The sequence below is a fragment of the Streptomyces sp. NPDC101118 genome, from assembly GCF_044759445.1.
In the GTDB taxonomy this organism is placed as follows: Bacteria; Actinomycetota; Actinomycetes; order Streptomycetales; family Streptomycetaceae; genus Streptomyces.
In genome coordinates, this window is sequence record NZ_JBIVZG010000008.1 from 23,889 (window position 1) to 47,012 (window position 23,124).

At 74.1% G+C, this 23,124-nt stretch carries 24 protein-coding genes and 1 pseudogene; 12 read left to right on the forward strand and 13 right to left on the reverse strand.

The annotated features are described in order from the left end of the window. Positions 1 to 49 precede the first annotated feature (49 nt). Genes ACIQUQ_RS15495 through ACIQUQ_RS15505 form a run of 3 tightly spaced genes read left to right on the forward strand, consistent with a single transcriptional unit; the run spans position 50 to position 1,915 of the window. Positions 50 to 715, forward strand: coding sequence for an alpha-ketoglutarate-dependent dioxygenase AlkB family protein (locus ACIQUQ_RS15495; protein WP_403975724.1), 666 nt, complete (start codon positions 50 to 52; stop codon positions 713 to 715). A gap of 24 nt (positions 716 to 739) precedes the next feature. Further along, positions 740 to 1,477: a maleylpyruvate isomerase family mycothiol-dependent enzyme gene (locus ACIQUQ_RS15500; RefSeq protein WP_403975726.1), complete on the forward strand. Its 738-nt coding sequence runs from the start codon at positions 740 to 742 to the stop codon at positions 1,475 to 1,477. Between the two features lie 24 nt (positions 1,478 to 1,501). Beyond that, positions 1,502 to 1,915: a DUF6332 family protein gene (locus ACIQUQ_RS15505; RefSeq protein WP_403975729.1), complete on the forward strand. Its 414-nt coding sequence runs from the start codon at positions 1,502 to 1,504 to the stop codon at positions 1,913 to 1,915. A gap of 202 nt (positions 1,916 to 2,117) precedes the next feature. On the opposite strand, the gene ACIQUQ_RS15510 is transcribed toward ACIQUQ_RS15505, so the two are convergent. Beyond that, complete coding sequence (locus ACIQUQ_RS15510) at positions 2,118 to 3,140, reverse strand: beta-propeller fold lactonase family protein (RefSeq protein WP_403975731.1); 1,023 nt, start codon at positions 3,138 to 3,140, stop codon at positions 2,118 to 2,120. 76 nt (positions 3,141 to 3,216) lie between these two features. After that, positions 3,217 to 3,918 (reverse strand): TetR/AcrR family transcriptional regulator, encoded by a 702-nt coding sequence (locus ACIQUQ_RS15515; protein ID WP_403975733.1) that lies wholly within the window; start codon positions 3,916 to 3,918, stop codon positions 3,217 to 3,219. A 165-nt stretch (positions 3,919 to 4,083) separates the two neighbouring features. Here ACIQUQ_RS15515 and ACIQUQ_RS15520 point away from each other — a divergent pair, with 165 nt between their 5' ends. After that, entirely contained in the window at positions 4,084 to 4,542 is a 459-nt protein-coding gene (locus ACIQUQ_RS15520) for a nitroreductase family deazaflavin-dependent oxidoreductase (protein WP_403975735.1), read from the forward strand. Positions 4,543 to 4,551: 9 nt separating this feature from the next. Here ACIQUQ_RS15520 and ACIQUQ_RS15525 read toward each other — a convergent pair whose 3' ends face one another. Then, positions 4,552 to 5,808, reverse strand: a complete 1,257-nt coding sequence (locus ACIQUQ_RS15525; RefSeq protein WP_403976263.1) for a geranylgeranyl reductase family protein — start codon at positions 5,806 to 5,808, stop codon at positions 4,552 to 4,554. A 365-nt stretch (positions 5,809 to 6,173) separates the two neighbouring features. On the opposite strand from ACIQUQ_RS15525, the gene ACIQUQ_RS15530 reads away from it, so the two are divergent. Further along, a complete protein-coding gene (locus ACIQUQ_RS15530) occupies positions 6,174 to 7,538 on the forward strand; it encodes a dipeptidase (protein ID WP_403975738.1) in 1,365 nt (454 codons plus the stop codon). A gap of 137 nt (positions 7,539 to 7,675) precedes the next feature. After that, a complete protein-coding gene (locus tag ACIQUQ_RS15535; RefSeq protein ID WP_403975741.1) occupies positions 7,676 to 8,365 on the forward strand; it encodes an MBL fold metallo-hydrolase in 690 nt (229 codons plus the stop codon). Positions 8,366 to 8,492: 127 nt separating this feature from the next. Here the strand turns inward: ACIQUQ_RS15535 and ACIQUQ_RS15540 are convergent, their stop codons facing one another. Next, complete coding sequence (locus tag ACIQUQ_RS15540; protein WP_403975744.1) at positions 8,493 to 9,536, reverse strand: NUDIX domain-containing protein; 1,044 nt, start codon at positions 9,534 to 9,536, stop codon at positions 8,493 to 8,495. A gap of 211 nt (positions 9,537 to 9,747) precedes the next feature. Between ACIQUQ_RS15540 and ACIQUQ_RS15545 the strand changes: the two genes are divergently transcribed. Beyond that, complete coding sequence (locus ACIQUQ_RS15545; RefSeq protein WP_403976266.1) at positions 9,748 to 10,734, forward strand: LacI family DNA-binding transcriptional regulator; 987 nt, start codon at positions 9,748 to 9,750, stop codon at positions 10,732 to 10,734. Positions 10,735 to 10,906: 172 nt separating this feature from the next. Next, on the forward strand, positions 10,907 to 12,100 hold the full coding sequence (locus tag ACIQUQ_RS15550; RefSeq protein WP_403975746.1) for an FAD-dependent monooxygenase: 1,194 nt from the start codon (positions 10,907 to 10,909) through the stop codon (positions 12,098 to 12,100). A 100-nt stretch (positions 12,101 to 12,200) separates the two neighbouring features. Here ACIQUQ_RS15550 and ACIQUQ_RS15555 read toward each other — a convergent pair whose 3' ends face one another. The 6 genes from ACIQUQ_RS15555 to ACIQUQ_RS15580 form a co-directional block, all read right to left on the reverse strand. Continuing rightward, positions 12,201 to 13,490, reverse strand: coding sequence for a DUF6986 family protein (locus ACIQUQ_RS15555; RefSeq protein ID WP_403975748.1), 1,290 nt, complete (start codon positions 13,488 to 13,490; stop codon positions 12,201 to 12,203). 233 nt (positions 13,491 to 13,723) lie between these two features. Then, complete coding sequence (locus tag ACIQUQ_RS15560; protein ID WP_403975751.1) at positions 13,724 to 14,686, reverse strand: electron transfer flavoprotein subunit alpha/FixB family protein; 963 nt, start codon at positions 14,684 to 14,686, stop codon at positions 13,724 to 13,726. 57 nt (positions 14,687 to 14,743) lie between these two features. After that, entirely contained in the window at positions 14,744 to 15,532 is a 789-nt protein-coding gene (locus tag ACIQUQ_RS15565; protein WP_403975754.1) for an electron transfer flavoprotein subunit beta/FixA family protein, read from the reverse strand. A gap of 214 nt (positions 15,533 to 15,746) precedes the next feature. Next, positions 15,747 to 16,283: a flavin reductase family protein gene (locus ACIQUQ_RS15570; RefSeq protein ID WP_403975756.1), complete on the reverse strand. Its 537-nt coding sequence runs from the start codon at positions 16,281 to 16,283 to the stop codon at positions 15,747 to 15,749. A 43-nt stretch (positions 16,284 to 16,326) separates the two neighbouring features. Then, positions 16,327 to 16,407, reverse strand: coding sequence for a putative leader peptide (locus ACIQUQ_RS15575; RefSeq protein ID WP_403976269.1), 81 nt, complete (start codon positions 16,405 to 16,407; stop codon positions 16,327 to 16,329). Between the two features lie 216 nt (positions 16,408 to 16,623). Then, positions 16,624 to 16,956: a thioredoxin family protein gene (locus ACIQUQ_RS15580; RefSeq protein ID WP_403975759.1), complete on the reverse strand. Its 333-nt coding sequence runs from the start codon at positions 16,954 to 16,956 to the stop codon at positions 16,624 to 16,626. 264 nt (positions 16,957 to 17,220) lie between these two features. Here ACIQUQ_RS15580 and ACIQUQ_RS15585 point away from each other — a divergent pair, with 264 nt between their 5' ends. Next, entirely contained in the window at positions 17,221 to 17,943 is a 723-nt protein-coding gene (locus ACIQUQ_RS15585; RefSeq protein ID WP_399948255.1) for a lysophospholipid acyltransferase family protein, read from the forward strand. A 63-nt stretch (positions 17,944 to 18,006) separates the two neighbouring features. Here the strand turns inward: ACIQUQ_RS15585 and ACIQUQ_RS15590 are convergent, their stop codons facing one another. Beyond that, positions 18,007 to 18,546: a CGNR zinc finger domain-containing protein gene (locus tag ACIQUQ_RS15590; protein WP_403975761.1), complete on the reverse strand. Its 540-nt coding sequence runs from the start codon at positions 18,544 to 18,546 to the stop codon at positions 18,007 to 18,009. Between the two features lie 83 nt (positions 18,547 to 18,629). On the opposite strand from ACIQUQ_RS15590, the gene ACIQUQ_RS15595 reads away from it, so the two are divergent. Beyond that, positions 18,630 to 19,919 carry an MFS transporter gene (locus ACIQUQ_RS15595; protein ID WP_403975763.1) on the forward strand — a complete coding sequence of 430 codons (1,290 nt, stop codon included), beginning with the start codon at positions 18,630 to 18,632 and terminating at the stop codon, positions 19,917 to 19,919. Positions 19,920 to 19,934: 15 nt separating this feature from the next. On the opposite strand, the gene ACIQUQ_RS15600 is transcribed toward ACIQUQ_RS15595, so the two are convergent. Further along, positions 19,935 to 20,576: a GAP family protein gene (locus ACIQUQ_RS15600; RefSeq protein ID WP_403975765.1), complete on the reverse strand. Its 642-nt coding sequence runs from the start codon at positions 20,574 to 20,576 to the stop codon at positions 19,935 to 19,937. Positions 20,577 to 20,848: 272 nt separating this feature from the next. On the opposite strand from ACIQUQ_RS15600, the gene ACIQUQ_RS15605 reads away from it, so the two are divergent. Then, positions 20,849 to 21,481, forward strand: a complete 633-nt coding sequence (locus ACIQUQ_RS15605; protein ID WP_403975768.1) for a GNAT family N-acetyltransferase — start codon at positions 20,849 to 20,851, stop codon at positions 21,479 to 21,481. A gap of 98 nt (positions 21,482 to 21,579) precedes the next feature. Further along, positions 21,580 to 22,431 (forward strand): MBL fold metallo-hydrolase, encoded by an 852-nt coding sequence (locus tag ACIQUQ_RS15610; RefSeq protein WP_403975770.1) that lies wholly within the window; start codon positions 21,580 to 21,582, stop codon positions 22,429 to 22,431. Between the two features lie 16 nt (positions 22,432 to 22,447). Here ACIQUQ_RS15610 and ACIQUQ_RS15615 read toward each other — a convergent pair. Continuing rightward, positions 22,448 to 23,044: pseudogene (locus ACIQUQ_RS15615) on the reverse strand (transglutaminase family protein); the annotation flags it as partial. Positions 23,045 to 23,124: the final 80 nt, after the last annotated feature.

Sequence of the window (23,124 nt, forward strand, 5' to 3'; positions counted from 1 at the left end):
TCCCGTCGCCGGCGGCCCGTACTACCGTCGTGGGTGGAGGTGTGGCTGGATGTCGGCGCTGTTTCCCCGGCCGCGGCTGACGCTCGCCCCGGGCGCGGTCCACGTGCCGGGCTGGCTGGACGAGGAGCGGCAGCGGGAGCTGGTCGCCGCGTGCCGGGAGTGGGCCCGCGGCCCGGTCCCGATGCGGCACACCCGGCTGCCCGGGGGCGGGGTCATGTCGGTCCGTACGGTCTGCGTGGGCTGGCACTGGCTCCCGTACCGCTACTCCCGCACGGCGGACGACGTGAACGGCGCGCGGGTGGCCGCCTTCCCCGGCTGGCTGGCGGAGCTGGGGCGCGAGGCGCTGCGGGACGCGTACGAGGACCCGGCGGCCGGGGACGGCTACGACCCGGACACGGCGCTGGTGAACTTCTACGACGGGACCGCCCGGATGGGCATGCACCAGGACAAGGACGAGCGGTCCTCGGCGCCGGTGGTCTCGCTGAGCGTGGGCGACACGTGCGTGTTCCGGTTCGGCAGTCCGGAGGGGCGCGGACGCCCGTACACGGACGTCGAGCTGGCCTCGGGCGACCTGTTCGTCTTCGGCGGGCCCTCGCGCTTCGCGTACCACGGGGTGGTGCGGGTGCTGCCGGGCACGGGCGACCCGGCGGTGACCGGGATGGCCGGCGGGCGGCTCAACGTGACGCTGCGCACGACCGGGCTGGCGCCCGGCTGACGCGGGGATGGCAGACTCGGCCGCATGGAGATCGCTGAGCACATCAAGCACCTTGAACGGGACGGGCGTTCGATGGCCGACGCCGCCGAGCGGGCCGGCACCGGCGCCCCCGTCCCCACCTGCCCGGAGTGGCGGGTCGCCGACCTGCTGCGGCACACGGGGGCCGTGCACCGGTGGGCGGCGCGGATCGTGTCCGAGCCGGTGCGGCAGCCGCTGCGGACGGAGGAGGCCCCGGAGCTGTCGGGCGCGGAGCTGATCGCGTGGTTCCGCGAGGGTCACGCACGGCTGGTGGACGTCCTGTCCGCGGCCCCCGCGGACCTGGAGTGCTGGGCCTTCCTGGAGGGCGACGCGCCGCTGGCGTTCTGGGCTCGGCGGCAGGCGCACGAGACCGCGATCCACCGCATGGACGCGGAGTCGGCGCTGGGCGAGGCGCTCTCGCCGGCCGGGGCCGCGCTGGCCGAGGACGGGGTGGACGAGCTGCTGACGCGCTTCCACGTACGGCCGTGGTCGCGCGTGCGGACGGAGGGGGCGCCCCGGGTGCTGCGGGTCCGGGCCACGGACACCGGCGCGGTGTGGACGGCCACGGTGTCGGCCGGCCCGCTGGCGGTCACGCGTACGGACGAGGGCCCGGCGGACTGCGAACTCGCCGCGCCCGCCGAGTGGTTGTACCCGGCCCTGTGGAACCGGCTGCCGCTGGAGGAGGCCGTGGTGACCGGCGACGCGTCGCTGGCGCGCCTGTGGGTGGAGACGGCCGTCATCTGACGGCCGGCTGCGACACTGGACCGCATGGAGCATCAGGGAGCGGCGGGGCCGGGACCGGAGGGGGTTCCCGGACGCGGGCCGAGAGGGACCCCGGGGCGGCGGCCGGGCCGGGGGCCGGACCGGTGCACGGCGGGCGGTGCGGCAACGGGGCCGGGGCAGGGGCAGGGGCGGCGGCGGACGCAGGCGGACCGGGACGCGATCACGGTCGAGATCGGCTACGCCCTCTTCAGCGGTGTCTTCGCCGCCGCGCTGGTCTTCGGCGCGGTGGCGGGCCCCGCCCTCTTCTTCACCCTGCCGCCATGGGCGGAACACGCCCTCCCGCGCGCGGGCGGAGTCCTGGCCACGACCGTCGCCGTCCTGCGGATCACGCACGTCCTGTGGCGGTTCGGGCGGCGCGGGACGGAGGCGGCCTCGGACGGCGCTGCGGCGGACGGCTGACATCCGGCGGCCGGCAGCTGGCGGGCGGGAGCCGGCAGCCGGGTGTGAGTGACGCGCATCGCCCCTCGGTGCGCTCGGGACGACGGGCCGTGCGGGCGGCCCGCCCGATGGCTCCCCGCCCAGGGTTACGACGTCTCGCGGGCGGTCCCCACCGGACTCGCCGCTCCGGCGGGCCGGGAGGGGCACCTTCGGTGGCCGACGATCACGCCGGGCGTCCCGGGGCGTGCGCCTGCGCCGCCGCTGCCACGCCGGTCGGCCCGTCGCCCACGGTCACCGTGTCCGTGACGGCGGCCGTCGCGGTGTCGATGACCGACAGCGTGTCCGCGTTGAAGTTGCTGACGTGGACCAGGTGGCCGCCAGGACCGACGGCGAGGCCGTTGGGGCCGTCTCCGACGGCGACGGTGTCCGTCACCGCACGGGTGCGGGCGCTGATCACGGAAACCGTGTCGGACCCGATGTTGGCGACGTACACCTGGCGGCCGTCCGGTCGCACTCCGATTCCCGCCGGCTGGTTGCCGACCGGGATGCGGTCCGATTCCGTGCCGTGGTGCAGGTCGACCACCGACACGTCGTCCGAGTTCAGGTTGGAGACGTACAGGCGACGGCCGTCGGGGGCGAGCACCAGGGCGGTCGGTCCGCTGCCGACGGGGATGCTGCCGGTGACCGCTGCGGTGGCGGTCCGGACCACCGAGACGGTGCCGGAGGCCGCGTTGGCCACGTACAAGGTGCAGCCGTCGGGTGTCACGGCCACGCCCAGCGGGGCGTCCCCCACCTCGATGGTGTCCGTCACGGCGCGGGTGCGGGTGCTGATCACGGACACGTCGTCCGACGCCACGTTGGCGACGTAGACCCTCCGGTTGTCGGGCGAAACCGTCACCCTGCTCGGTTCGTCCCCGACGGGGATGGTGGCGATGACCGTCCTGGTGCGGGTGTCGATCACCGAGACGGTGTCCGCCGCGGAGTTGGTGACGTAGAGGCGGGTGCCGTCCGGGCTGACGGCCGCGCTGTCCGGTCCGTCGCCGACGGGAACGCTGTCCACGACCGTGCCGGTGCCGGGGTCGACGACCGACACCGTGTCCGAGTTGAGGTCGGCGACGTACACGAGGCCCTCGGACCGCGGGGACGGCCCGGCGGACGCACCTGCCAGGTCTCCCGGCCCCATCAGCGCCACCGTCACACAGAGCACCACGGCCGTCCGCCGCCCCACGCACTGATTCCTCGTCATGGAGCCACGCTAGGGCTTCTGAACGGAATGCCACGTGAGGCTCACGCCCCCGTGCACCCGGTCGTACCCCCGACCGTCAGGCGCCCGGTGCGGGGAGCAGGCCCACCGAGTCCGCCAGGCGGCGGACCGCGTGGGCGAAGAAGGCGTCCCGGTCCTCCACCACGCGGTTGAACTGGCCGAAGAGTTCGAAGGAGACCAGGCCCACGAGCTGGGCCCAGGCCGCCACCAGCGCGGCGACGACCTCCGGGGGCAGGCCCTCGGCGAAGTCGGCGGTCATCCGGTCGGCCTCGTGGCGCAGGGGCGCGGGCAGCGGGGGCAGGGCCAGGCCCCGGGTGGCGTGGGCGTCCCTCAGGATGCCGATCATCGCGTTGCCCACGCGGGAGGCGGGGGCGACGGTGTCCTGGGGCGCCTCGTAGCCGGGTACGGGCGAGCCGTAGATCAGGGCGTACTCGTGCGGGTGCGCCAGCGCCCAGTCGCGCACCGCGGCGCAGACCCGGGTCCAGCGCTCCACCGGGTCCGCCCCGGCCGAGCCGGCGGCCGCGGCCTCGGCGGCGGCGCCCACGGCGTCGTACGCGTCGACGATCAGTGCCGTGAGCAGGTCGTCGCGGCTGGGGAAGTACCGGTACAGGGCCGACGAGACCATGCCCAGTTCGCGGGCGACGGCGCGCAGGGAGAGTTTCGCGGCGCCTTCGGCCGCGAGCTGTCTGCGCGCCTCGTCCTTGATGGCGGCGGTGAGTTCGATGCGGGCCCGTTCCCTGACCCCTCGCGCTGTGCTCATACGGCCAGTCTGCCATGGGCGAGAGCGGTGCTCAACGACACGTGCGGCGTTCACCGATCAGACCGCCGCTCACTTTTGAGAGCAGTGCTCTTGCAATGGCGCATGAGGGCGTGCACACTGATCTCAAGCGAGAGCACCGCTCTCCAAATGGCCAGGGAGGCCCCGATGAGCGCTCAGCCGAAGCCGTACTACGTTCCCGCCCAGGGTATGGAGGCCCGGCTCAACCGCCTGATCGGCAGGCTCGCCCGGCTCGGCCTCAGCCTGGCCGGCACCGCCGAGCTCAGCGTCCGCGGCCGGGTCTCGGGCAAGCCCCAGCGCATCCCCGTGAACCCCCACACCCACGACGGCGTCAAGTACCTCGTCTCCGCCCGCGGCCACTCGCAGTGGGTGCGCAACATGCGGGCCGCGGGCGGCGGCGAACTGCGGGTCGGCCGCAGGGTCCGCCCCTTCACGGCCGTCGAGGTCCCGCCGGCCGAGCGCCCCGAGGTGCTCCGCAGCTACCTCAAGCGCTGGGGCTGGGAGGTCGACCGGTTCTTCCAGGGGGTGACCGCCGGATCCACCGACGAGGAGCTCCTCGCGGCCGCCGGCGACCACCCCGTCTTCCGCATCACGGTGTCGGACTGACCGCCGGTCCTACTCCTCCCGCTGCCCCTGCTTCTCCCGCTGCTCCTGCTGCTCCTGCTGCCGGCGGTCCAGCGCGTGCAGCGCCCTCCGCGCCAGCGGGTACGTACGGACCATCTCGCCCAGCGACGTCGAGCCGCGGGTGATCCGCGCGAACGCCCGCCACGCGGGCCGGAAGCCGGTGATGGCCGCGTGCAGCAGCCCCGGCCGCGACTCGAAGACGGCCAGCATCCGCCGCCCCACCGCCATCTCGACGCCGAGCCCGGCCTTGACGGCGAAGGCGTAGTTGAGCGCCTGGCGGCGGGCGTCCACGGCGTCCTGCGACTCCGCGATCCGTACCGCCCACTCCCCCGCCAGCCGGCCCGAGCGCAGCGCGAAGGAGATGCCCTCGCGCGTCCAGGGCTCCAGCAGGCCCGCCGCGTCACCGGCCACCAGCACCCGCCCGCGCGAGAGCGGGGAGTCGTCCGCACGGCACCGCGTCAGGTGCCCGGACGAGATCTCGGGCTCGAAGCCCGCGAGCCCCAGCCGGGCGACGAAGTCCTCCAGGTACTGCTTGGTGGCGGCACCGTCGCCCCGCGCGGAGATCACGCCGACCGTGAGGGTGTCGCCCTTGGGGAAGACCCAGCCGTAACTGCCGGGCAGCGGACCCCAGTCGATCAGCACCCGGCCCTTCCAGTCCTCCGCCACCGTCGGCGGCACCGGGATCTCCGCCTCCAGACCCAGGTCCACCTGCACGGTCTTGACGCCCACGTGGGCGCCGATCCGGCTGGCGCTGCCGTCCGCGCCGACCACCGACCGGGCCAGCACGATCTCGCCGTCGGCGAGGTGCACGGCGACGGTGCGGCGGTCCGGTACGTCGGGACCGTGCTGCTCGACCCGGGCCACCGCGCACCCGGTGCGCACCTGGGCGCCGGCCTTCTCGGCGGCGGCCACCAGGCCGGCGTCGAACTCGGGCCTGTTCACCAGTCCGAAGAGCATGTGCCGGGAGCGGCGGGTACGGGTGAGCTTCCCGTTCAGCGAGAAGGTCACCGCGTTGATGCGGTCCTTGAACGGCAGGACGAAGCCGGGCGGCAGCGCGTCGCGCGACGGCCCGATGATGCCTCCGCCGCAGGTCTTGTAGCGCGGCAGCTCCGCCTTCTCCAGCAGGAGAACGCGCCGTCCCGCCACCGCCGCGGCGTGCGCGGCCGAGGCGCCTGCCGGGCCGGCCCCGACGACCACCACGTCCCAGACCTCGCGGACCGTCTCCGGCGCACCCGCGTCCGGGGTGATCTCCTCGGCCGGGCCCGCGTCCCCGGCGCCCGCCTTGGCCGCGTCCGCGGACGCATCCCCGTACGCGTCCCCGCGCACGCCCTCGTTCCCGTCCCCGGCGCCGGGGCGCTCCGCGCCCGGTCCCCCCGTACCCGGGGCCTCCGCTCCCGGACCTCCCGCGCCCGAACCCTCCGCGTCCACGTGCTCCGCGCCGCCGTTGTCCCCGTGCTCGCTGCTCACGATGTGTTGCTGCTCCCGATCCCTGAGGTTGCTCCGGTGCCGAGGGAATCCTACGGCGGGGCTGGTCCGAGCCCCTCTGTGGGAAGATCGGCTGTGCCCATCCGGCACACACGAACTACAACGTCGCACCCACGAGGAGCGTGCCCATGCCGTCCCATCCGATCGCCGAGACCGTCGCTTCCCTGATGCCGCGCGCGCAGCAGGAGCTGGCGGAACTGGTGAGGTTCCAGTCGGTGGCGGACTGGGCGCAGTTCCCGAAGAGCGAGAGCGAGGGCGCCGCGAACTGGGTCGCGGACGCGCTGCGCGCCGAGGGCTTCGAGGACGTCGCGCTGCTGGACACCCCGGACGGCACGCAGTCGGTGTACGGCCACCTGCCCGGGCCCCAGGGCGCGCCGACGGTGCTGCTGTACGCGCACTACGACGTGCAGCCGCCGCTGGACGACGCGGCCTGGATCTCGCCGGCCTTCGAGCTGACCGAGCGCGACGGCCGCTGGTACGGCCGCGGTGCCGCGGACTGCAAGGGCGGGTTCATCATGCACCTGCTCGCGCTGCGCGCGCTGAAGGCCAACGGCGGTGTGCCGGTGGGTGTGAAGGTGATCGTCGAGGGTTCCGAGGAGCAGGGCACCGGCGGCCTGCAGATGTACGCCGAGGCGCACCCGGAGCTGCTGGCCTCGGACGCCATCGTGATCGGCGACGCGGGCAACTTCCGTCTGGGTCTGCCGACCGTGACGGCCACGCTGCGCGGCATGACGCTGGTGCGCGTGCAGGTGGACACGCTGGAGGGCAACCTGCACTCCGGCATGTTCGGCGGTGCCGCGCCGGACGCGCTGGCCGCGCTGATCCGCGTACTGGACTCGCTGCGCGCCGAGGACGGATCGACCACGGTGGACGGGCTGGACGCGGCGGGCGTCTGGGAGGGCCTGCAGTACCCGGAGGGCGACTTCCGCTCCGACGCGAAGGTGCTGGACGGCGTGGACCTGATCGGTGACGGCTCGGTCTCCGACCGGCTGTGGGCGCGGCCCGCGGTGACGGTGCTGGGCATCGACTGCCCGCCGGTCGTCGGCGCCACGCCGTCGGTGCACGCGAGCGCCCGTGCGCTGATCAGCCTGCGGGTGCCGCCGGGCATGGACACCACCGTCGCGAACAAGCTGCTGATGGCCCACCTGGAGGCCCGTACGCCGTGGAACGCGCGGGTGCAGGTGGAGCAGGTCGGCTCCGGCCAGGCGTTCCAGGCGGACACGGCGAGCCCGGCGTACGCGTCGATGGCCGAGGCGCTGCGGGCGGCGTACCCGGGCCAGGAGATGCAGGCGGCGGGCATGGGCGGATCGATTCCGCTGTGCAACACCCTGCAGAACCTGTACCCGGAGGCCGAGATCCTGCTGATCGGTCTGAGCGAGCCTGAGGCGCAGATCCACGCGGTCAACGAGAGCGTCTCGCCGGAGGAGCTGGAGCGGCTGTCGGTGGCCGAGGCGCTGTTCCTCGTGAACTACGCGGAGTCGAAGAAGGCCTGAACGCGCTGCGCCGGGGCGGGCCGCCACCGTACGGAGGTCGATGCGGAGGGGCCTGCTCCACGGGGTGCGCTCTGAGCGTAGTCCGCGCCCGGCGTAGTCGGCCGTGCGGAGCCGCCGCGGCTCCGTACGGTCGCGGCATGGACCTCGTAGAAGTGCTTCCGCGGCTGCACATGTTCCGTTTCCCGATCGGCCAGGCGTACCTGTGGCGCGACGGGACCGACCTCACCCTGATCGACTCCGGCAACCTCGCGTCGGCGGCGGAGATCGAGGAGGGGATACGTTCCCTCGGTCTGGACCCCGCGGGGCTGCGCCGCATCGTGCTGACCCACTGCCACCGCGACCACATCGGGTCGGCCGGCGAGCTGGCCGGGCGGTACGGCGCGGAGGTGGTGGCCCACCGGCTGGAGGCCCCGGTGATCCGGGGTGAGCAGCCGGTGCCGGAACCGGTGCTGCTCGACTGGGAGTTGCCGCTGTACGAGCACGGGCTGTCGGTGCCGGAGGCGCCGCCGACGCCGGTGCACCGCGAGGTGGAGGACGGGGCGGAGCTGGGCTTCGGCGACGGCGCGTACGCCGTCCACTCCCCCGGGCACACCGACGGCAGCATCGGCGTCCACCTGCCCCGGCACGGGGTGTTGTTCACCGGCGACGCGGTGGCGGGGGTGGGGCAGGTGATGCTCGGGGTGTTCAACACGGACCGGGAGCGGGCGCTGGCCTCGTTCCGCAGGCTGGCCGCGCTGGCTCCCGACACGGTGTGCTTCGGGCACGGCGACCCGGTGACCGAAGGGGCCGCCGCCGCGCTGAAGGAGGCGGCGGAGGCCGCGGTGTAGCGGGCGGCGGGGGGGGGGGGGCCGGGGGGGGGGGGGGGGGGGGCCGGGGGGGGGGGGGGGGGGGGCCCGGGGGGGGGGCGCCCGGGCGGGCCGGGGGGGGGGGGCCCGGCCGGGCCCCACGGACCGGTCAGCCGACCGGGACGCCCGCCTCCAGGTTGAGCACGGTGGCGCGCTCGCGGGCGCGCAGGGCCCAGCGCAGCCGGTCGAAACGGTTCTGCGGGAGCAGCCCGGCGGCTTCGCTCTCGGTGACGAACCGCCAGGCGCGCAGCTCCGGCCCGGGCAGCCGTACCGCGCGGGCCTGTTCGGCCGGGAGGCGGCCGCCGTCGAAGAGCATGCGCAGGCCGCCGTACGCCGGAGGCCGCGGCGGCTCCCAGTCGACGACCAGCAGCCGGGGCGGCCGGTCGAGGGTGATGCCGACCTCCTCGGCGACCTCCCGGACCCCGGCGCGGGCCGGCGCCTCGCCCGGCTCGACGATCCCGCCGGGGAACTCCCAGCCCGGCTTGTACGTGGGGTCGACCAGCAGCACGCGGTCCTGGTCGTCGAAGAGCAGCACGCCGGCGGCGACGGTCTCGCCGGTCGGTTCGGGGGTCTGGACGATCTCGCAGCAGCCGGAGGTGCCGCCGCGCACGGCGGCGGCGATGGTCTCGGCCGTCTCGCGGGGGCTCAGCGCGCTGTTGTCGACCGTGTGGGCGTCGGCGCGGAGCCAGCCTCCCAGCGCCTCGCGGTAGGCCGGGATGTGGTCGTACGCCCACTGGCGGACGCGGAGTTGCCTGTCGGCGTCGGGGACGTCCGGATCCTCCCGGTGGGCGATCCGCTCCCGAAGGATCGTTTCCTCTGGAGTGAGCAGGAAGTGCCGGACCTCGATCCGGCGGGCGGCGAGGCCGCCGAAGATCTCGTCGCGGTACTCCTGGCGCAGCAGGGTCATCGGGACGACGAGGGTGCCGCCGACCTCGGCGAGCACGGCCGCGGCGCCGTCGACGACCAGCCGCCGCCAGATGGGCAGGTCCTGGTAGTCCGTCACCTCGTCGAGGTGTTTGGGCGGCAGCAGGTGCTTCAGGACGCCGCCGATCACCTCGGGGTCGTACAGGGTGCTGTCCGGGAGCAGCCCGGTCAGTTCGCGGGCGGTGCTGGTCTTCCCGGCGCTGAACGTGCCGTTGATCCAGACGATCACGAGTCCCCCTCATCCGAAGCCCCCTGTGGCTTGCCCGCAACACCCTGTCACGGAAACCCGGGACCGGGCCGGGGCTCTCGGCACCGACGGTATCCGGGCACGCGCGGGGTGTGTCGGCGGGGCACTATCCTCGAAGATCGGCGCCCGTATCGACCGGAGGACCCGCGTGCCCCAGAACCCCCAGGACTCCCGCTACGGGAACCGGCCGACGATGAAGGACGTCGCGGCCCGGGCCGGGGTCGGGCTCAAGACGGTCTCGCGGGTGGTCAACGGCGAGCCGGGCGTCACCCAGGACACCGAGCGGCGGGTCCGGGAGGCCATCGAGGAGCTGGGCTTCCGGCGCAACGACAGCGCCCGGGTGCTGCGCAAGGGGCGCACGGCGACGGTGGGCCTGGTCCTGGAGGACTTGGCGGACCCGTTCTACGGGCCGCTGAACCGCGCGGTGGAGGAGGTGGCCCGGGCCCACGGCGCGCTGCTGATCAACGGGTCCAGCGCGGAGGACCCCGACCGCGAGCGGGAGCTGGCCCTGGCGCTGTGCGCGCGCCGGGTGGACGGGCTGGTGGTGATCCCGGCCGGGGACGACCACCGGTACCTGGAGCCGGAGATGCGGGCCGGGGTGGCGACGGTGTTCGTGGACCGGCCGGCGGGCCGGATCGACGCGGACGTGGTGCTGTCGGACAGCTTCGGCGGCGCGCGGGACGGCGTGGCGCACCTGGTCGCGCACGGCCACCGGAGGATCGGGTTCATCGGCGACCAGCCGCACATCCACACCGCCCAGGAGCGGCTGCGGGGTTACCGGGCGGCGATGACGGACGCCGGGCTGCCGGTGCCGGCGGAGCTGGTGGCGCTGGGCCCGACCGATCCGCGGACGGTGACGGAGGCGGCCCGCGCGATGCTGGCCGGAACGGAGCCGGTCACCGCCCTGTTCGCGGGCAACAACCGGGTGACCGTGACGCTGGTGCGGGTCCTGGCGGGCCTGGACCGGGCCGTGGCGCTGGTGGGCTTCGACGACTTCGAACTGGCCGACCTGCTGCGCCCGGGCGTGACGGTGGTGGCCCAGGACCCGGCGGCCCTGGGCCGGGTGGCCACGGACCGCCTGTTCCGCCGCCTCGCCGGCACCCGCCTCCCGACGGAACGCATCGAACTCCCGACCCGCCTCGTCCCCCGCGGCTCGGGCGAACTCCCCCCGGCCGCCTGACCGTCCGCGTGCGCGCGTCCGGCCGGGGCGGCTCCGGCCCGCAGAGACCGCGCCCGTCGCCGTCTGCGCCCGTCGCCGTGTGCGTCGGCGATCTCGACCCCGCCCCCAACTGCGTCTAAGGTACGCAATAAACACCGGTGTCCGAGGGACACGGTTGTGGACGGGGGGAACCTTGAACGGGAACGTCCTCATATCCGGCGCGAGCGTCGCCGGCCCGGCGCTCGCCCACTGGCTGGGCCGCCACGGCTTCCGGCCCACGGTCGTCGAACTGGCCCCGGCCCTGCGTCCGGGAGGCCGCGCCGTCGACTTCCGCGGCGAAACGCACCTGACCGTGCTGGAACGCATGGGCCTGCTCCCCGAACTGCGCCGCATCCAGACCGGCGGCAGCCCGATGCGCTTCGTCGACGCACACGGCCGCACGCGGCTGGACCTGCCGGCCGCGTTCGCCGGCGGCGATCTGGAGGTGCTCCGCGGCGATCTGGCCCGGGTGCTCCACGAGCACAGCGCCCCGTGCACCGAGTACGTGTTCGGCGACTCGATCGTCGACCTCACCGAAACCTCCTCCGGCGTGCGGGCGGACTTCCGGAGCGGAGCTTCACGCGACTTCGACCTCGTCGTCGGCGCCGACGGGCTGCACTCCAACGTCCGGCGCCTCGCCTTCGGACCGGACGAGCAACGCGTCCGCCACCTCGGCCACTACGCCGCCACCTGGGCGCTGCCCAACGACCTGGGGGTGGGCAGGGGCTGGGTCGGGTACAACGCGCCGGGGCGGCTGGCCTCCGTGGGCGCCGACCACCGGGATCCGTCGAGGGCAGGGGCGTTCTTCGTCTTCGCCGCCCCGGAGCAGTCGTACGACCGGCACGACCCCGAGCAGCAGAAGCGGCTGGTCGACGACGCGTTCTCCGGCCTCGGCTGGGAGGTGCCCCGTCTGCTCGCCTCCCTGCGCCGGACCCCCGACCTGTACTTCGACTCGGTCAGCCGGGCGGACGTGGTCACCTGGTCCAGGGGCCGCGTGTGCCTCGTCGGCGACGCCGCCTGCGGAGCCACCATCGGCGGCATGGGTACGGGAACGGCGGTCGTCGCCGCGTACGTCCTGGCCGGCGAACTCGCGCGGGCACGGGGCGACCACCGGACGGCCTTCGCCCGCTACGAGCGCCGGCTCCGCGGGTACGCCGAGGGCTGCCAGGCGGGCGCCGGCCGGATGGGGAGGTTCCTCGCCCCGGCCACCGCCGCCGGCATATGCCTCCGCAACGGCCTGCTGTCCCGGCGCCCGCTCCTGAACGGCATGCTGAGGCTGGGCCAGCGGGCCAGCACCACCGTGGCCCTGCCCGACTACGCGGCCGACGCGGGCCGCGCCGCGCGGTGACCGGCACGGGGTGACCGTACGACGGCGGGGCCGGGCGGTGTTCGTGCACCGGCCGGCCCCGCCGGGTTCGAGGCGTCCCGGGGCGGGCCCGGGGCGGGGGTTACTTCAGGGTGGCCGAGCGGCGCGGGATGGCGAAGGCGTCCAGTTCCGCGCGGGACAGGCCGGTGCGGGCGGTGACCTCGTCGGCGCCGACGGCGCCGCAGTCCAGGCCGCGGACCAGGTAGCCGGCGAGGGCCTTGGCGGTGGCCGGCTCGTCCATCACGTCGCCCTCGATCTTCGCGACGTACGCCTTGAGGCGCGCGGCGGCGGCGTCGAGGCCCTCGCGGTAGAAGGCGAAGACGGCGGCGTAGCGGGTGGGCAGGTGGCCCGGGTGCATGTCCCAGCCCTGGTAGTAGGCGCGGGCCAGGGCGCGGCGGGTCAGGCCGTAGTGCAGCTTCCAGGCCTCGTGGACGTGCTCGGTGCTGCCGATGGGCAGCACGTTGGTCGAGCCGTCGGAGACGCGTACGCCGGTGCCGGCGGCCGCCACCTGCATGATGGCCTTCGCGTGGTCGGCGGCCGGGTGGTCGCTGGACTGGTAGGCGGCGGAGACGCCGACGCAGGCGCTGTAGTCGAAGGTGCCGTAGTGCAGGCCGGTGGCGCGGCCCTTGGCGGCGTCGATCATGCGGGCGACGGTGGCGGTGCCGTCGGAGGCCAGGATGGACTGGCTGGTCTCGATCTGGATCTCGAAGCCGATGCGGCCCGGGCGCAGCCCGCGGGCGGTCTCGAAGGCCTCCAGCAGCTCGACGAAGGCGGAGACCTGCTCGGCGTAGGTGACCTTGGGGAGGGTGAGCACCAGGCCCTCGGGCAGACCGCCGTGCTCCAGCAGGCCGGAGAGGAAGACGTCGGTGGTGCGGATGCCGCGGTCCCGGACGTTGGACTCCATGCACTTCATGCGGATGCCCATGTACGGGGCGTTGGTGCCGTTCGCGAAGGCTTCGGACACCAGGCGGGCGGCGCGGGCCGCGGCCTGGTCCTCCTCCTCGTCGGAGCGGACGCCGAAGCCGTCCTCGAAGTCCACGCGGAGGTCCTCGATGGGCTCGCTCCGGAGCTTGGCGCGGACGCGCTCGTAGACCGGGCCGGCGAGTTCGTCGGAGATGCCGAGGACGCGTGCGAAGGTGGAGGCGTCCGGGGCGTGCTCGTCGAGGGCGGCGAGGGCCTGGTCGCCCCAGGAGCGGATGGTGCCGGCGGTGAAGACGTCGCCGGGCACGTAGACGGTGTGGATCGGCTGGCGGGTGCCGGGGTCCCCGGGGTAGCGGCGCGCGAGCTCCGCGTCCACCGGCGCGAGCGAGGCGCTGACGCGCTCGCTGACCGCGCCTGCGAGGCTCGTTGCCACCTTCTCCTGCTGACCCATCCTGCACACTCCTATTTTCCGCTTCACGGAAGCATTGATCCGCATAGCAGAATTTAGTCAGGGCATTCCGCTCCGTCAATGCTTGCCCACAGGAGCTCCGGGCGTACCACGCAAAAGCCGCGGGGCCGCGCGGTGATGTTCACCACGCGGCCCCGGGGCTCAGCGTCTGCGCAGGTCAGGCGGCGCAGGTCAGGCAGGTCGAGCAGGTCGAGCAGGTCGGCAGAGCCGGCGGATCAGCCCTTGCGGGACTGGATCTCCTCGGTCAGCTGCGGGACGACCTGGAAGAGGTCGCCGACCACGCCGTAGTCGACGAGGTCGAAGATCGGGGCCTCGGCGTCCTTGTTGATGGCCACGATGGTCTTCGAGGTCTGCATGCCGGCGCGGTGCTGGATCGCACCGGAGATGCCGGACGCGATGTACAGCTGCGGCGAGACCGACTTGCCGGTCTGGCCGACCTGGTTGGAGTGCGGGTACCAGCCGGCGTCGACGGCGGCGCGGGAGGCGCCGACGGCGGCACCGAGCGAGTCGGCCAGCGCCTCGATGATCGAGAAGTTCTCGGCACCGTTGACGCCGCGGCCGCCGGAGACCACGATCGCGGCCTCGGTCAGCTCGGGGCGGCCGGTGGACTCGCGCGGGGTGCGGGAGACGACCTTGGTGCCGGTGGCCAGGGCGCCGAAGGAGACGGCGAGCGCCTCGACGGTGCCGGCGGCCGGGGCGGCCTCGACCGGAGCCGAGTTCGGCTTGACGGTGATGACCGGGGTGCCCTTGGAGACACGGGACTTGGTGGTGAAGGACGCGGCGAACGCGGACTGCGTGGCGACCGGACCCTCGTCACCCGCCTCCAGGTCGACGGCGTCGGTGATGATGCCGGAGCCGATGCGGACCGCGAGGCGGGCCGCGATCTCCTTGCCCTCGGCGGAGGACGGGACGAGCACGGCGGCCGGGGAGACGGCCTCGTACGCGGCCTGCAGCGCGTCGACCTTCGGGACGACGAGGTAGTCGGCGAACTCGGGGGCGTCGGCGGTCAGGACCTTGACGGCACCGTGCTCGGCCAGGGCCGGGGCGGTGGCCTCGGCGCCGGCGCCCAGGGCGACGGCGACGGGCTCGCCGATGCGGCGGGCCAGCGTCAGCAGCTCGAGGGTGGGCTTGCGGACGGCACCGTCCACGTGGTCGACGTAGACGAGAACTTCAGCCATGGGACTGCTCTCCTGCGATTGCGAAGTATGAGGGGGCGGTTGGGGTGACCGAAGTCCTTAGATGAACTTCTGGCCCGCGAGGAACTCCGCGAGCTGCTTGCCGCCCTCGCCCTCGTCCTTGACGATCGTGCCGGCGGTGCGCGCCGGACGCTGGGCCGCCGAGTCGACCGCGGTCCAGGAGCCCTCGAGGCCGACCTCGTCCGCCTCGATCTCCAGGTCGGAGAGGTCCCAGGACTCGACCGGCTTCTTCTTGGCGGCCATGATGCCCTTGAAGGACGGGTAGCGGGCCTCGCCCGACTGGTCCGTCACGGAGACGAGCGCCGGGAGGGAGGCCTCCAGCTGCTCGCTCGCGGCGTCGCCGTCGCGGCGGCCGGTGACGGTGCCGTCCTCGACCTTGACCTCGGAGAGCAGGGTGACCTGCGGGACGCCCAGGCGCTCGGCCAGGATCGCCGGGAGGACGCCCATGGTGCCGTCGGTGGAGGCCATGCCGGTGACGACCAGGTCGTAGCCGGCCTTCTCGATCGCCTTGGCGAGCACCAGCGAGGTGCCCATGACGTCGGTGCCGTGCAGGTCGTCGTCCTCGACGTGGATGGCCTTGTCGGCACCCATCGACAGCGCCTTGCGGAGCGCGTCCTTGGCGTCCTCGGGGCCGACCGTCAGGACGGTGATCTCCACGTCGTCGTCGGACTCCTCGGAGATCTGCAGCGCCTGCTCGACGGCGTACTCGTCGAGCTCCGACAGCAGGCCGTCGACGTCGTCCCGGTCGACGGTCAGGTCATCGGCGAAGTGCCGGTCGCCGGTGGCGTCGGGCACGTACTTCACACAGACAACGATCCTCAAGCTCACGCCGGCTCTCCTACTGCATCGTCTTTTCTGGCTGCTGCCCTGTGCAGGCAGCATAGGCGCCTTACTGGGCGGATCCCGGTCGGGGCGGCCCGCGCTCCGAACGAAATGTTACTCGTCAGTACACCCTGGCTTTCCCCAGGAAGCAAGCTCACCGAACTGTGACCTTGCCAACGCCGCCCGGCACCCCGGAAAACCGGTCCTGTGCAGGGACGACTCAGTCGCGCAGGCCGTTGAAACGGCCCTGGTGGTACAGCAGCGGACGGCCCTCCCCCGCCGGGTCGCCCGCGACGACCTCGGCGAGTACGACACGGTGCGCGCCGGCCGGCACCCGGGCCACCACCCGGCACACCAGCCAGGCCAGCACCCCGTCGAGCAGCGGCACGCCCTCGGGCCCGGTGCGCCAGGCCGTGCCCGCGCCGAAGCGGTCGGCGCCGCTGGTGGCGAAGGTGGCGGCCAGCTCGCGCTGGTGCTCGCCGAGTATGTGGACGCCGACGTGACCGGCCCCGGCTATCGCGGGCCAGCTGGAGGAGCCGGTCCCGACCGAGAAGGACAGGAGGGGCGGCTCGGCGGCCACGGAACTGAGCGAGGTGGCCGTGAAGCCGAACGGGCGCTCCCCGTCGGCCGCGGTGATCACCGCGACGCCGGCGGCGTGCCGGCGGAAGACCGAGCGCAGCAGCTCGGGCGAGCCGGGGAGGCCGGCGTCGGCGGCAGGGCCGCCGGCGGTGGCGGCGAGTACGGACGGAGCGGTCATGGCGGGTCCTTCTGCTGGTGGCTGCGAGCGGGTCCGGGGGCGTTCAGCAGCCCGGACAGGAGGCGCTCGCGTACCGGAGCAGGTCGATGTGGACCCGCCGGTGGAGAAGGAGTTCTGACCGCATGCGGTCAGCCTGTCGATCGTTGGCAGGTGCAGTCAAGCCGCTTCGGCGAGATGCGAGCGGCGTCACGGAGCGTCCAGGAGCGAGCACCGGTTTCCCGTACGAACGTACGAGCCTTCACCGGGTCATGTGCCCGGGCGCGCGTGGGGTCGTGTGTGTCGTGCGCCTGGTCGTGCACGCGGTCCGCGCGCGTGGCCGTGCGGCAGGTCGAACGCCCGGTCAGATCACGGCGCCGAGCGCGGCGATGACGTCGGCCTTGCGCGGCATACCGGCGGCCCGCCGCACCTCGGTCCCGGACGCGTCGAGCACCAGGACCGTCGGCGTCTTCGCTATCCCCAGCTCGCGGACCAGCGAGAGGCGTGCCTCGGCGTCGATCTCGACGTGGGCGACGCCCGGGACCAGGCCGGCCACCTCGGCGAGGATCCGGCGGGTGGCCCGGCACGGCTGGCAGAAGGCGCTGGAGAACTGCACGAGCGTGGCGCGTCGGCCCGGCTCCGCACCGAGTTCGGCCGCTCCCAGCCGTCGCGCACCGCCGGCGGTCGTCGCGTCCACGCGCACCGTGCTCCTTCGCTCGTTCAGGGGCCGTCTGGGCCTTCCGCAGAGACGATTGTCCCCCGTTCCGTACGGTGGGTTCAGCGCGCCCGGTGACCGCGCGATTCCCGGCAGGTTTCGCAGCGTGACGAGAATCTCGCCGGCCAGGGGCGTCTGGACTGGTCAGCGGCGCTCCCATGGGGCACGATCCCCTTGCCGGTACCTACGCTGGCGTAACTTCCCGCCGGGAGCACCGCCCCAGGCAGAAAGAGGGGTCTCCCCACGATGGCAGAGCTGGTCTACCCCCCGGTGATCGGTGCGGCGCACACACTGTTCCGCGCGCTGGACATCCGGATCGACATGAAGGGCACCGAGAACATCCCGCGCAAGGGCGGTGCGGTGCTGGTGTCGAACCACATCGGTTATCTGGACTTCATCTTCACCGGGCTGACCGCGCGTCCGTCGAAGCGGCTGGTGCGCTTCATGGCCAAGGAGTCGGTGTTCCGGCACAAGGTGTCCGGACCGCTGATGCGTGCGATGAAGCACATCCCGGTGGACCGCAAGCAGGGCGAGGAGGCGTACCAGCAGGCCCTCGCGGCGCTGCGGTCCGGCGAGATCATCGGCGTCTTCCCCGAGGCGACGATCTCGCAGTCGTTCACGCTGAAGAGCTTCAAGTCCGGTGCCGTGCGCATGGCGCAGGAGGCCGGCGTGCCGGTGATCCCGGTGGCACTGTGGGGCACGCAGCGGCTGTGGACCAAGGGCCGCCCGAAGGACCTGAAGCGCAGTCACATCCCCGTGACGATGCGGGTGGGCGAGCCGATGGAGGCGCCCACGGACCAGTTCGCGGGCGCGCTGACCCGCCGCCTGCGCGAGCGCGTGCAGGAGCTGCTGGACGCCGCACAGCGGGCGTACCCGGTGCGCCCGGCGGACGCGCAGGGCGCCTGGTGGCTCCCGGCCCACCTGGGCGGCTCCGCGCCCACGGCGGCCGAGGTGCGCGAGGCGGGCTGACGGACCCGCCGGGCCGGCCTCCGGTCGAAGCCGGGGTTCCCCGGCAGAACGTACGTACGCGGCTCACTGTCCGGCGCGTTGGCGCCGGCGGTGGGCCGCGACGCGTTCCCGGGAGGCGCAGGCGGCGGAGCAGTAGCGGCGGGCGCTGCCCGGGCCGGTGCCGAGGAAGTACGCGCCGCACCGGGCGGCGGCGCAGGCGCCCCAGGCGACGCGGCCGTACTCGGTGAGGACCGAGGCGAGCGCGAGTGCGCCGGCGGCGAGGAACCAGTCGCCCCACCCCGCGTCCTCGCGGTCGGCGTGCAGGTGCCAGGCGTGGCCGTCGTGACGGGTGACACGGGGGCGGGCCCCGCACACCTCGAAGAGCGCGTTGAGCGCCGCCGCGGCGCGGTCGGCGTCGGTCTCGGCGAGGACCTCGCCCATCCGGCGGGCAGCGGCGCGCAGTTCGGCCGCGTCGGCCGCCGAGAAGGCCTCGGGCGTCAGGTCGTCGGCGCGCTCGCCGTGCCGGGCGAGGAGTGCGGCGAGTGCCTCGCGGGAGGCTTCGGGCGTGACGCGGACCTCGTTGGCGAGGTCGACGAGGCGCTGGGCGGGGTCGAATCCCTTCACACCGCCGAGTGTAATGTCTTGTTGCATCAAGGCGTTACGCGGCCGTCGGCCGGGCGCGCCGCCGACGCGGGGAGGGGATGCGGATGCGCGGTCCTGCGGTGCTGAGGGGATATCTGGCGACGGCGCTGGCCGCCCGGTTCGCGGGCGAGGGGGTCGGGCTCGCGCTGGTGCTGCTGGCGGTGGAGCGTACGGGCGGGGCGGCGCACGGGGCGTTCGTGCTCACCGCGTGGACCGCGCCGCACGCGCTGGCCGCGCCGCTGGCCGGAGCGGTGGCGGCCCGGGCCCGGCGGCCCCGGTTGTTCTACACCGGGGCCCTGGTGGGCTTCGGCACGGCGCTCGCGGGGCTGGCGCTGCTGGTCGGGCGGGCTCCCGCCGCGGTGGTGGCCGCGGTGGCGGTGGCGGGCGGCGCGTGCGGGCCGGTGGTGACCGGGGCGCTGTCGAGTCTGGTGGCCCGCCTGATCCCGGCGGGTCCGGTCAGGGACCGGGCGTACGCGTGGGACGCGGCGACGTACAACGCGGCCTCGGTCACGGCCCCGGCCGTCGTCGGCACGATCGCCGCCGCCCGCTCGAGCGCGTGGTCGATGGCGGCCCTGGCGGCCGCCGCCGGACTGGGCGCCGCACTGGCGGCCCTCCTTCCGTACGGCCGCCGGGACGGCACGGGCAAGTCGGGGACTCCGGACGGGCCGGCAGGCGGGCCGGGCAAGGCGACCGGTCAGGGCGGGGTCGTGGCCGCGGGGCTGATCGCGCTGTGGCGCGTGCGGGAGCTGCGGGCGATCACGTCCGCCACCTCGTTGGCCTTCCTCGGGCTGGGGGCCCTGACGACCACCGCGGTGCTGCTCGCCTGCCGGCTGGGCGGCGGCAATGGCTCCGGCAGCGTGCTGATGACCGCGTTCGCGGTGGGGGCCCTGACGGGTGCGCTGGGGCTGACCCGCCTGTCGCTGCCCGCCGGGCGGCTGGCGGAGTACGCGATGACCGGCACCGGTCTGGCGCTGGTGGCCGCGTCCTGGGCGCCGTCGCTCCCGGTGGCGGCCGCCCTGTTCGCGGTGGCCGGTGTGTGCGACGGGCCGCTGCTGGCCGCGACCCTGCGGATCCGGGCCGACCACGCGCCGGACGGGGCCCGGGAGCAGGTGTTCACCCTCGGCGCCGGACTGAAGATGTCCGCGGCCTCGGCGGGCGCCGCCGCCGCGGGATTCGGCGCGGCGCTCCCCCCGGCCTGGCTGCTGGCGGCGATCGGCGCGGTGCAGCTGGCGGCGGCCGCCCTCCACCGTGCCTTGGCCCGCCCCCCGGCCCCTTCGCCCGACACAGCCCCCGGGCCCGCGCCCGCGAACGCCGCGGCACCACGCCCCGTGCCCGAACCGCAGGACCGGCCGTAGACCAGGCCGGTCGCCTCACACGAGCGCGTAGATGCCGCTGGCGGTCAGCCAGAGGCCGGCCAGCAGGGAGAGGATGACGACCAGTTGCGCCTGGTGCTCTTCGAGCCAGGTACGCAACGCGCTGAGCCGGGTCCCCGCGGTGGCCGGCGCCCAGACGATGTACAGCTGCATGGCCAGGATGCTGAGGGTGGCCAGCAGGCAGTAGCCGGTCAGGGCGAGCCAGTCGGCGAGGGAGGAGAGGTCGGCGTTGACCACCATGGCCGCTCCGGCGGCGACCATGGCCCACGGCTGGAGCAGCCAGGCGAGTGCGGCGGAGGTGCCCAGGGACGCCTGGTCGATGCGGGTGCTCCAGCGTGGTGGCCCGTGCGGGCGGGCCGGCTTCCGGAGCCGGTAGGCGCCGAACAGCACCAGGCCCACGCCGATCGCGAGCTTGGCGGCGTCCGCGGCGGTCGACGGCGTGCTGTGGCGCTCGGGCGGCGTCCCGCCGGTCAGCAGGAGCACGCAGGCGATCACCACGACCAGGTTGGCCAGCCAGGACAGCAGGAAGGCGAGGCCTTTGTGCACACCCCGGCGCGAGGTGAGCAGCAGCATGCAGGCGCTGTTGTGCAGCGGTCCGAACGTGATCGCCGTGCCGATCACGATCAGATCGACGACCATCGGCACAGCAGCTCCCTGGGATCAAGGCCGGCACGGCACCCGGGGCGGGCGTGCCCCGCCCCGGGAGCGGTGCCGGCGCCCGTTCGGCACGCATCCCGACTCTGCGGCCGACTCTCCGGCGGGTCAAGCGGACCACGCCGACGCCCCCGAACGCCTCGGTCCCGCCGGCGGGGCCGGGCGGGGCCCGGAGCCACGGAAGCCACGGACAGCCACCACCCCGCCTATGTAATATCCGAGTTCCAGTGTCGGTCATTACTCGGAGGGGTGCCCGGATGTGGGACGCAGCGCGCTCGTGGGTCGAGGGGTGGACCGTCTCCCGGCGGACGCCGAAGCCGGTCGACACGCCGTGGGGGCTCAGCATCCGGGTCGGGCTGCCCGACCAGCCGGTCCGCCACGTCCTGCTGGACACCGACGCCGAGACCGCGCGGGATCTGGTCGGCTCGGTCACCGAACCGGCCACCTGGATCAAGGCCTTCCTGGCACCGGACGTCATGCAGCCGTGGTTCCCGCTCGCCTGGGAGCCGACGGACCCCGGCTTCCTGATGGCCGTCGACCTGCGCCCGGCCACCGTCCGGGCCCCTGACGGCTACACGGTCGCCACCGAGACCGCCGACGGCGTCACGAACGTCCGCGTCCTGGCCGCCGACGGGACGCTCGCCGCGCGCGGCCAGACCGGCCTCACGGCCGGCGCCTGCGTCTTCGACCAGATCATCACCGAGGAGGCGCACCAGCGCCGAGGCCTGGGAACGCTGGTGGTGAGCGCCCTCACCAACGCCGCCGTCGAGCACGGCGCGACCACTGCCACCCTGGGCGCAACCGTCCAGGGCCGCGCACTCTACGAGACCCTCGGCTGGAAGACCCTGACCCCGCTGACCGGCTTCGTCCACCGGCCCCCCGCCCCGTGAACCACGCCCGGCACGACCGCCGCGTTTGACGGCGGGCCGGGGCGGGGCTGGACTGGATTCATGGGAGTTGCCGCGAGTCCGGTCTAGGGAGGGCGGCCATGACGACCCTGGAGAGTTTCGACCTTCTGCAGCCTTACAAGATCGCCGAGGAGACGTTCGTCATCCCGTGGGCCCTGGAGGCCCCGCCCGTCGGCCACTTCCCGATGAACTCGATGGTGATCCGGGGCAGCGAACCGGTCCTCGTGGACACCGGGGCGCCCGCGGTGCGCGCCCAGTGGCTGGAGGCGGCCTGGTCCGTCGTGGATCCCCTGGACGTACGGTGGATCTTCCTCACCCACGACGACCGCGACCACGCCGGCAACCTCCTGGCGGTCCTCGCGGAATGCCCGAACGCGACCCTGCTGACCACCTGGTTCTCCATCGGCCGGATGGCCGAGGAGTGGGAGACCCCGATCAACAGGTGCCGCTTCATGACCGACGGCGACACGATCGACGCGGGCGACCGCACCCTGGTCGCCAAGCGGCCGCCCCTGTACGACAACCCCACGACCCGCGCCCTCTTCGACACGAAGTCCAGCGTGCTGTGGGCCGTGGACACCTTCGCGACGAACGTGCCGGCCCCCATGGCCGAGACGGCGGAGCTTTCCCCCGACGCGTTCCGCGACGGCCAGTTCTTCGGCGGGACCCTGGTCTCCCCCTGGGTCGCACTGCTGGACGCGCAGAAGTTCGGGGCGGTCGTCGGCGACTTCCAGCGCCTGGACGCCGAGGTCATCGCCGGCTGCCACTGCCCGGTCATCCGCGGCGACCAGATCCCCCAGGCCTACGAGCTGCTCCGCCAGCTCCCCGGGATCCCGCCGTGGACGGAGTTCACGCAGGCCGACCTCGACCAGTGGATGGCGGTCGCCGAGAGCTCTGTTCCGCCGGAGCAGCCGCGGCCGTCGGCGACGTGAGCGCCGCACCCCCGTCCAGCGAGGCGGGCAGGAGGCTCCAGAGGTGGGTACGGTCCGTCGCCCGTCGCAGGGCGTCGAGGACCGGTGCCGGGGCGCTCGCGTGGAGTTCGGGGTAGTCGGTCTCGCCGAGGTGCGGGCGGACCGGGAAGGCCAGGCGCTCCTCGGTGAGGCTGAAGCGGGCGTCCAGGCCCGGGGCGTTGCCGCGGGGGTCCTGGCGGGCCCAGCGGGTCTCCCCCGGCAGCCGGAGGGCGACCAGGCCGTGCACGACGGGGGCCGAGCCGTCGTCCTCGGTCAGCCGCTGATAGCACAGGGCGGTGGGGATGGCCCGGTGCCGCAGCAGCGCCGCGAGGGCGAAGGACTTGGCGTAGCAGATGCCGGTGCGGAGGGCGAGGACGTCGGAGGCGCGCCAGGTGACCCGGAGGTCTCCGCTGTCGGCGGAGTGCGGGATGGTGTCGCGGACGAAGTCGAAAGCCGCTTCCGCGTATGAATGTGCGTCGCCGGTGCGGGCCCACAGGGTGGCCGAGGTGTCACGCACCAGGGGGTGCTGGTGGTCGATGGCCTCGTCGGCAGCCAGGTACGCGTGGATGTCCGGGTCGAGCTGGATCGGTTCCATGGGCGCGAGCATAGGAATGCCCCACACCGGAGATCAATACATTTCCGGTGCAGGGCATACCTATTCAGCTGTCGGGGGTG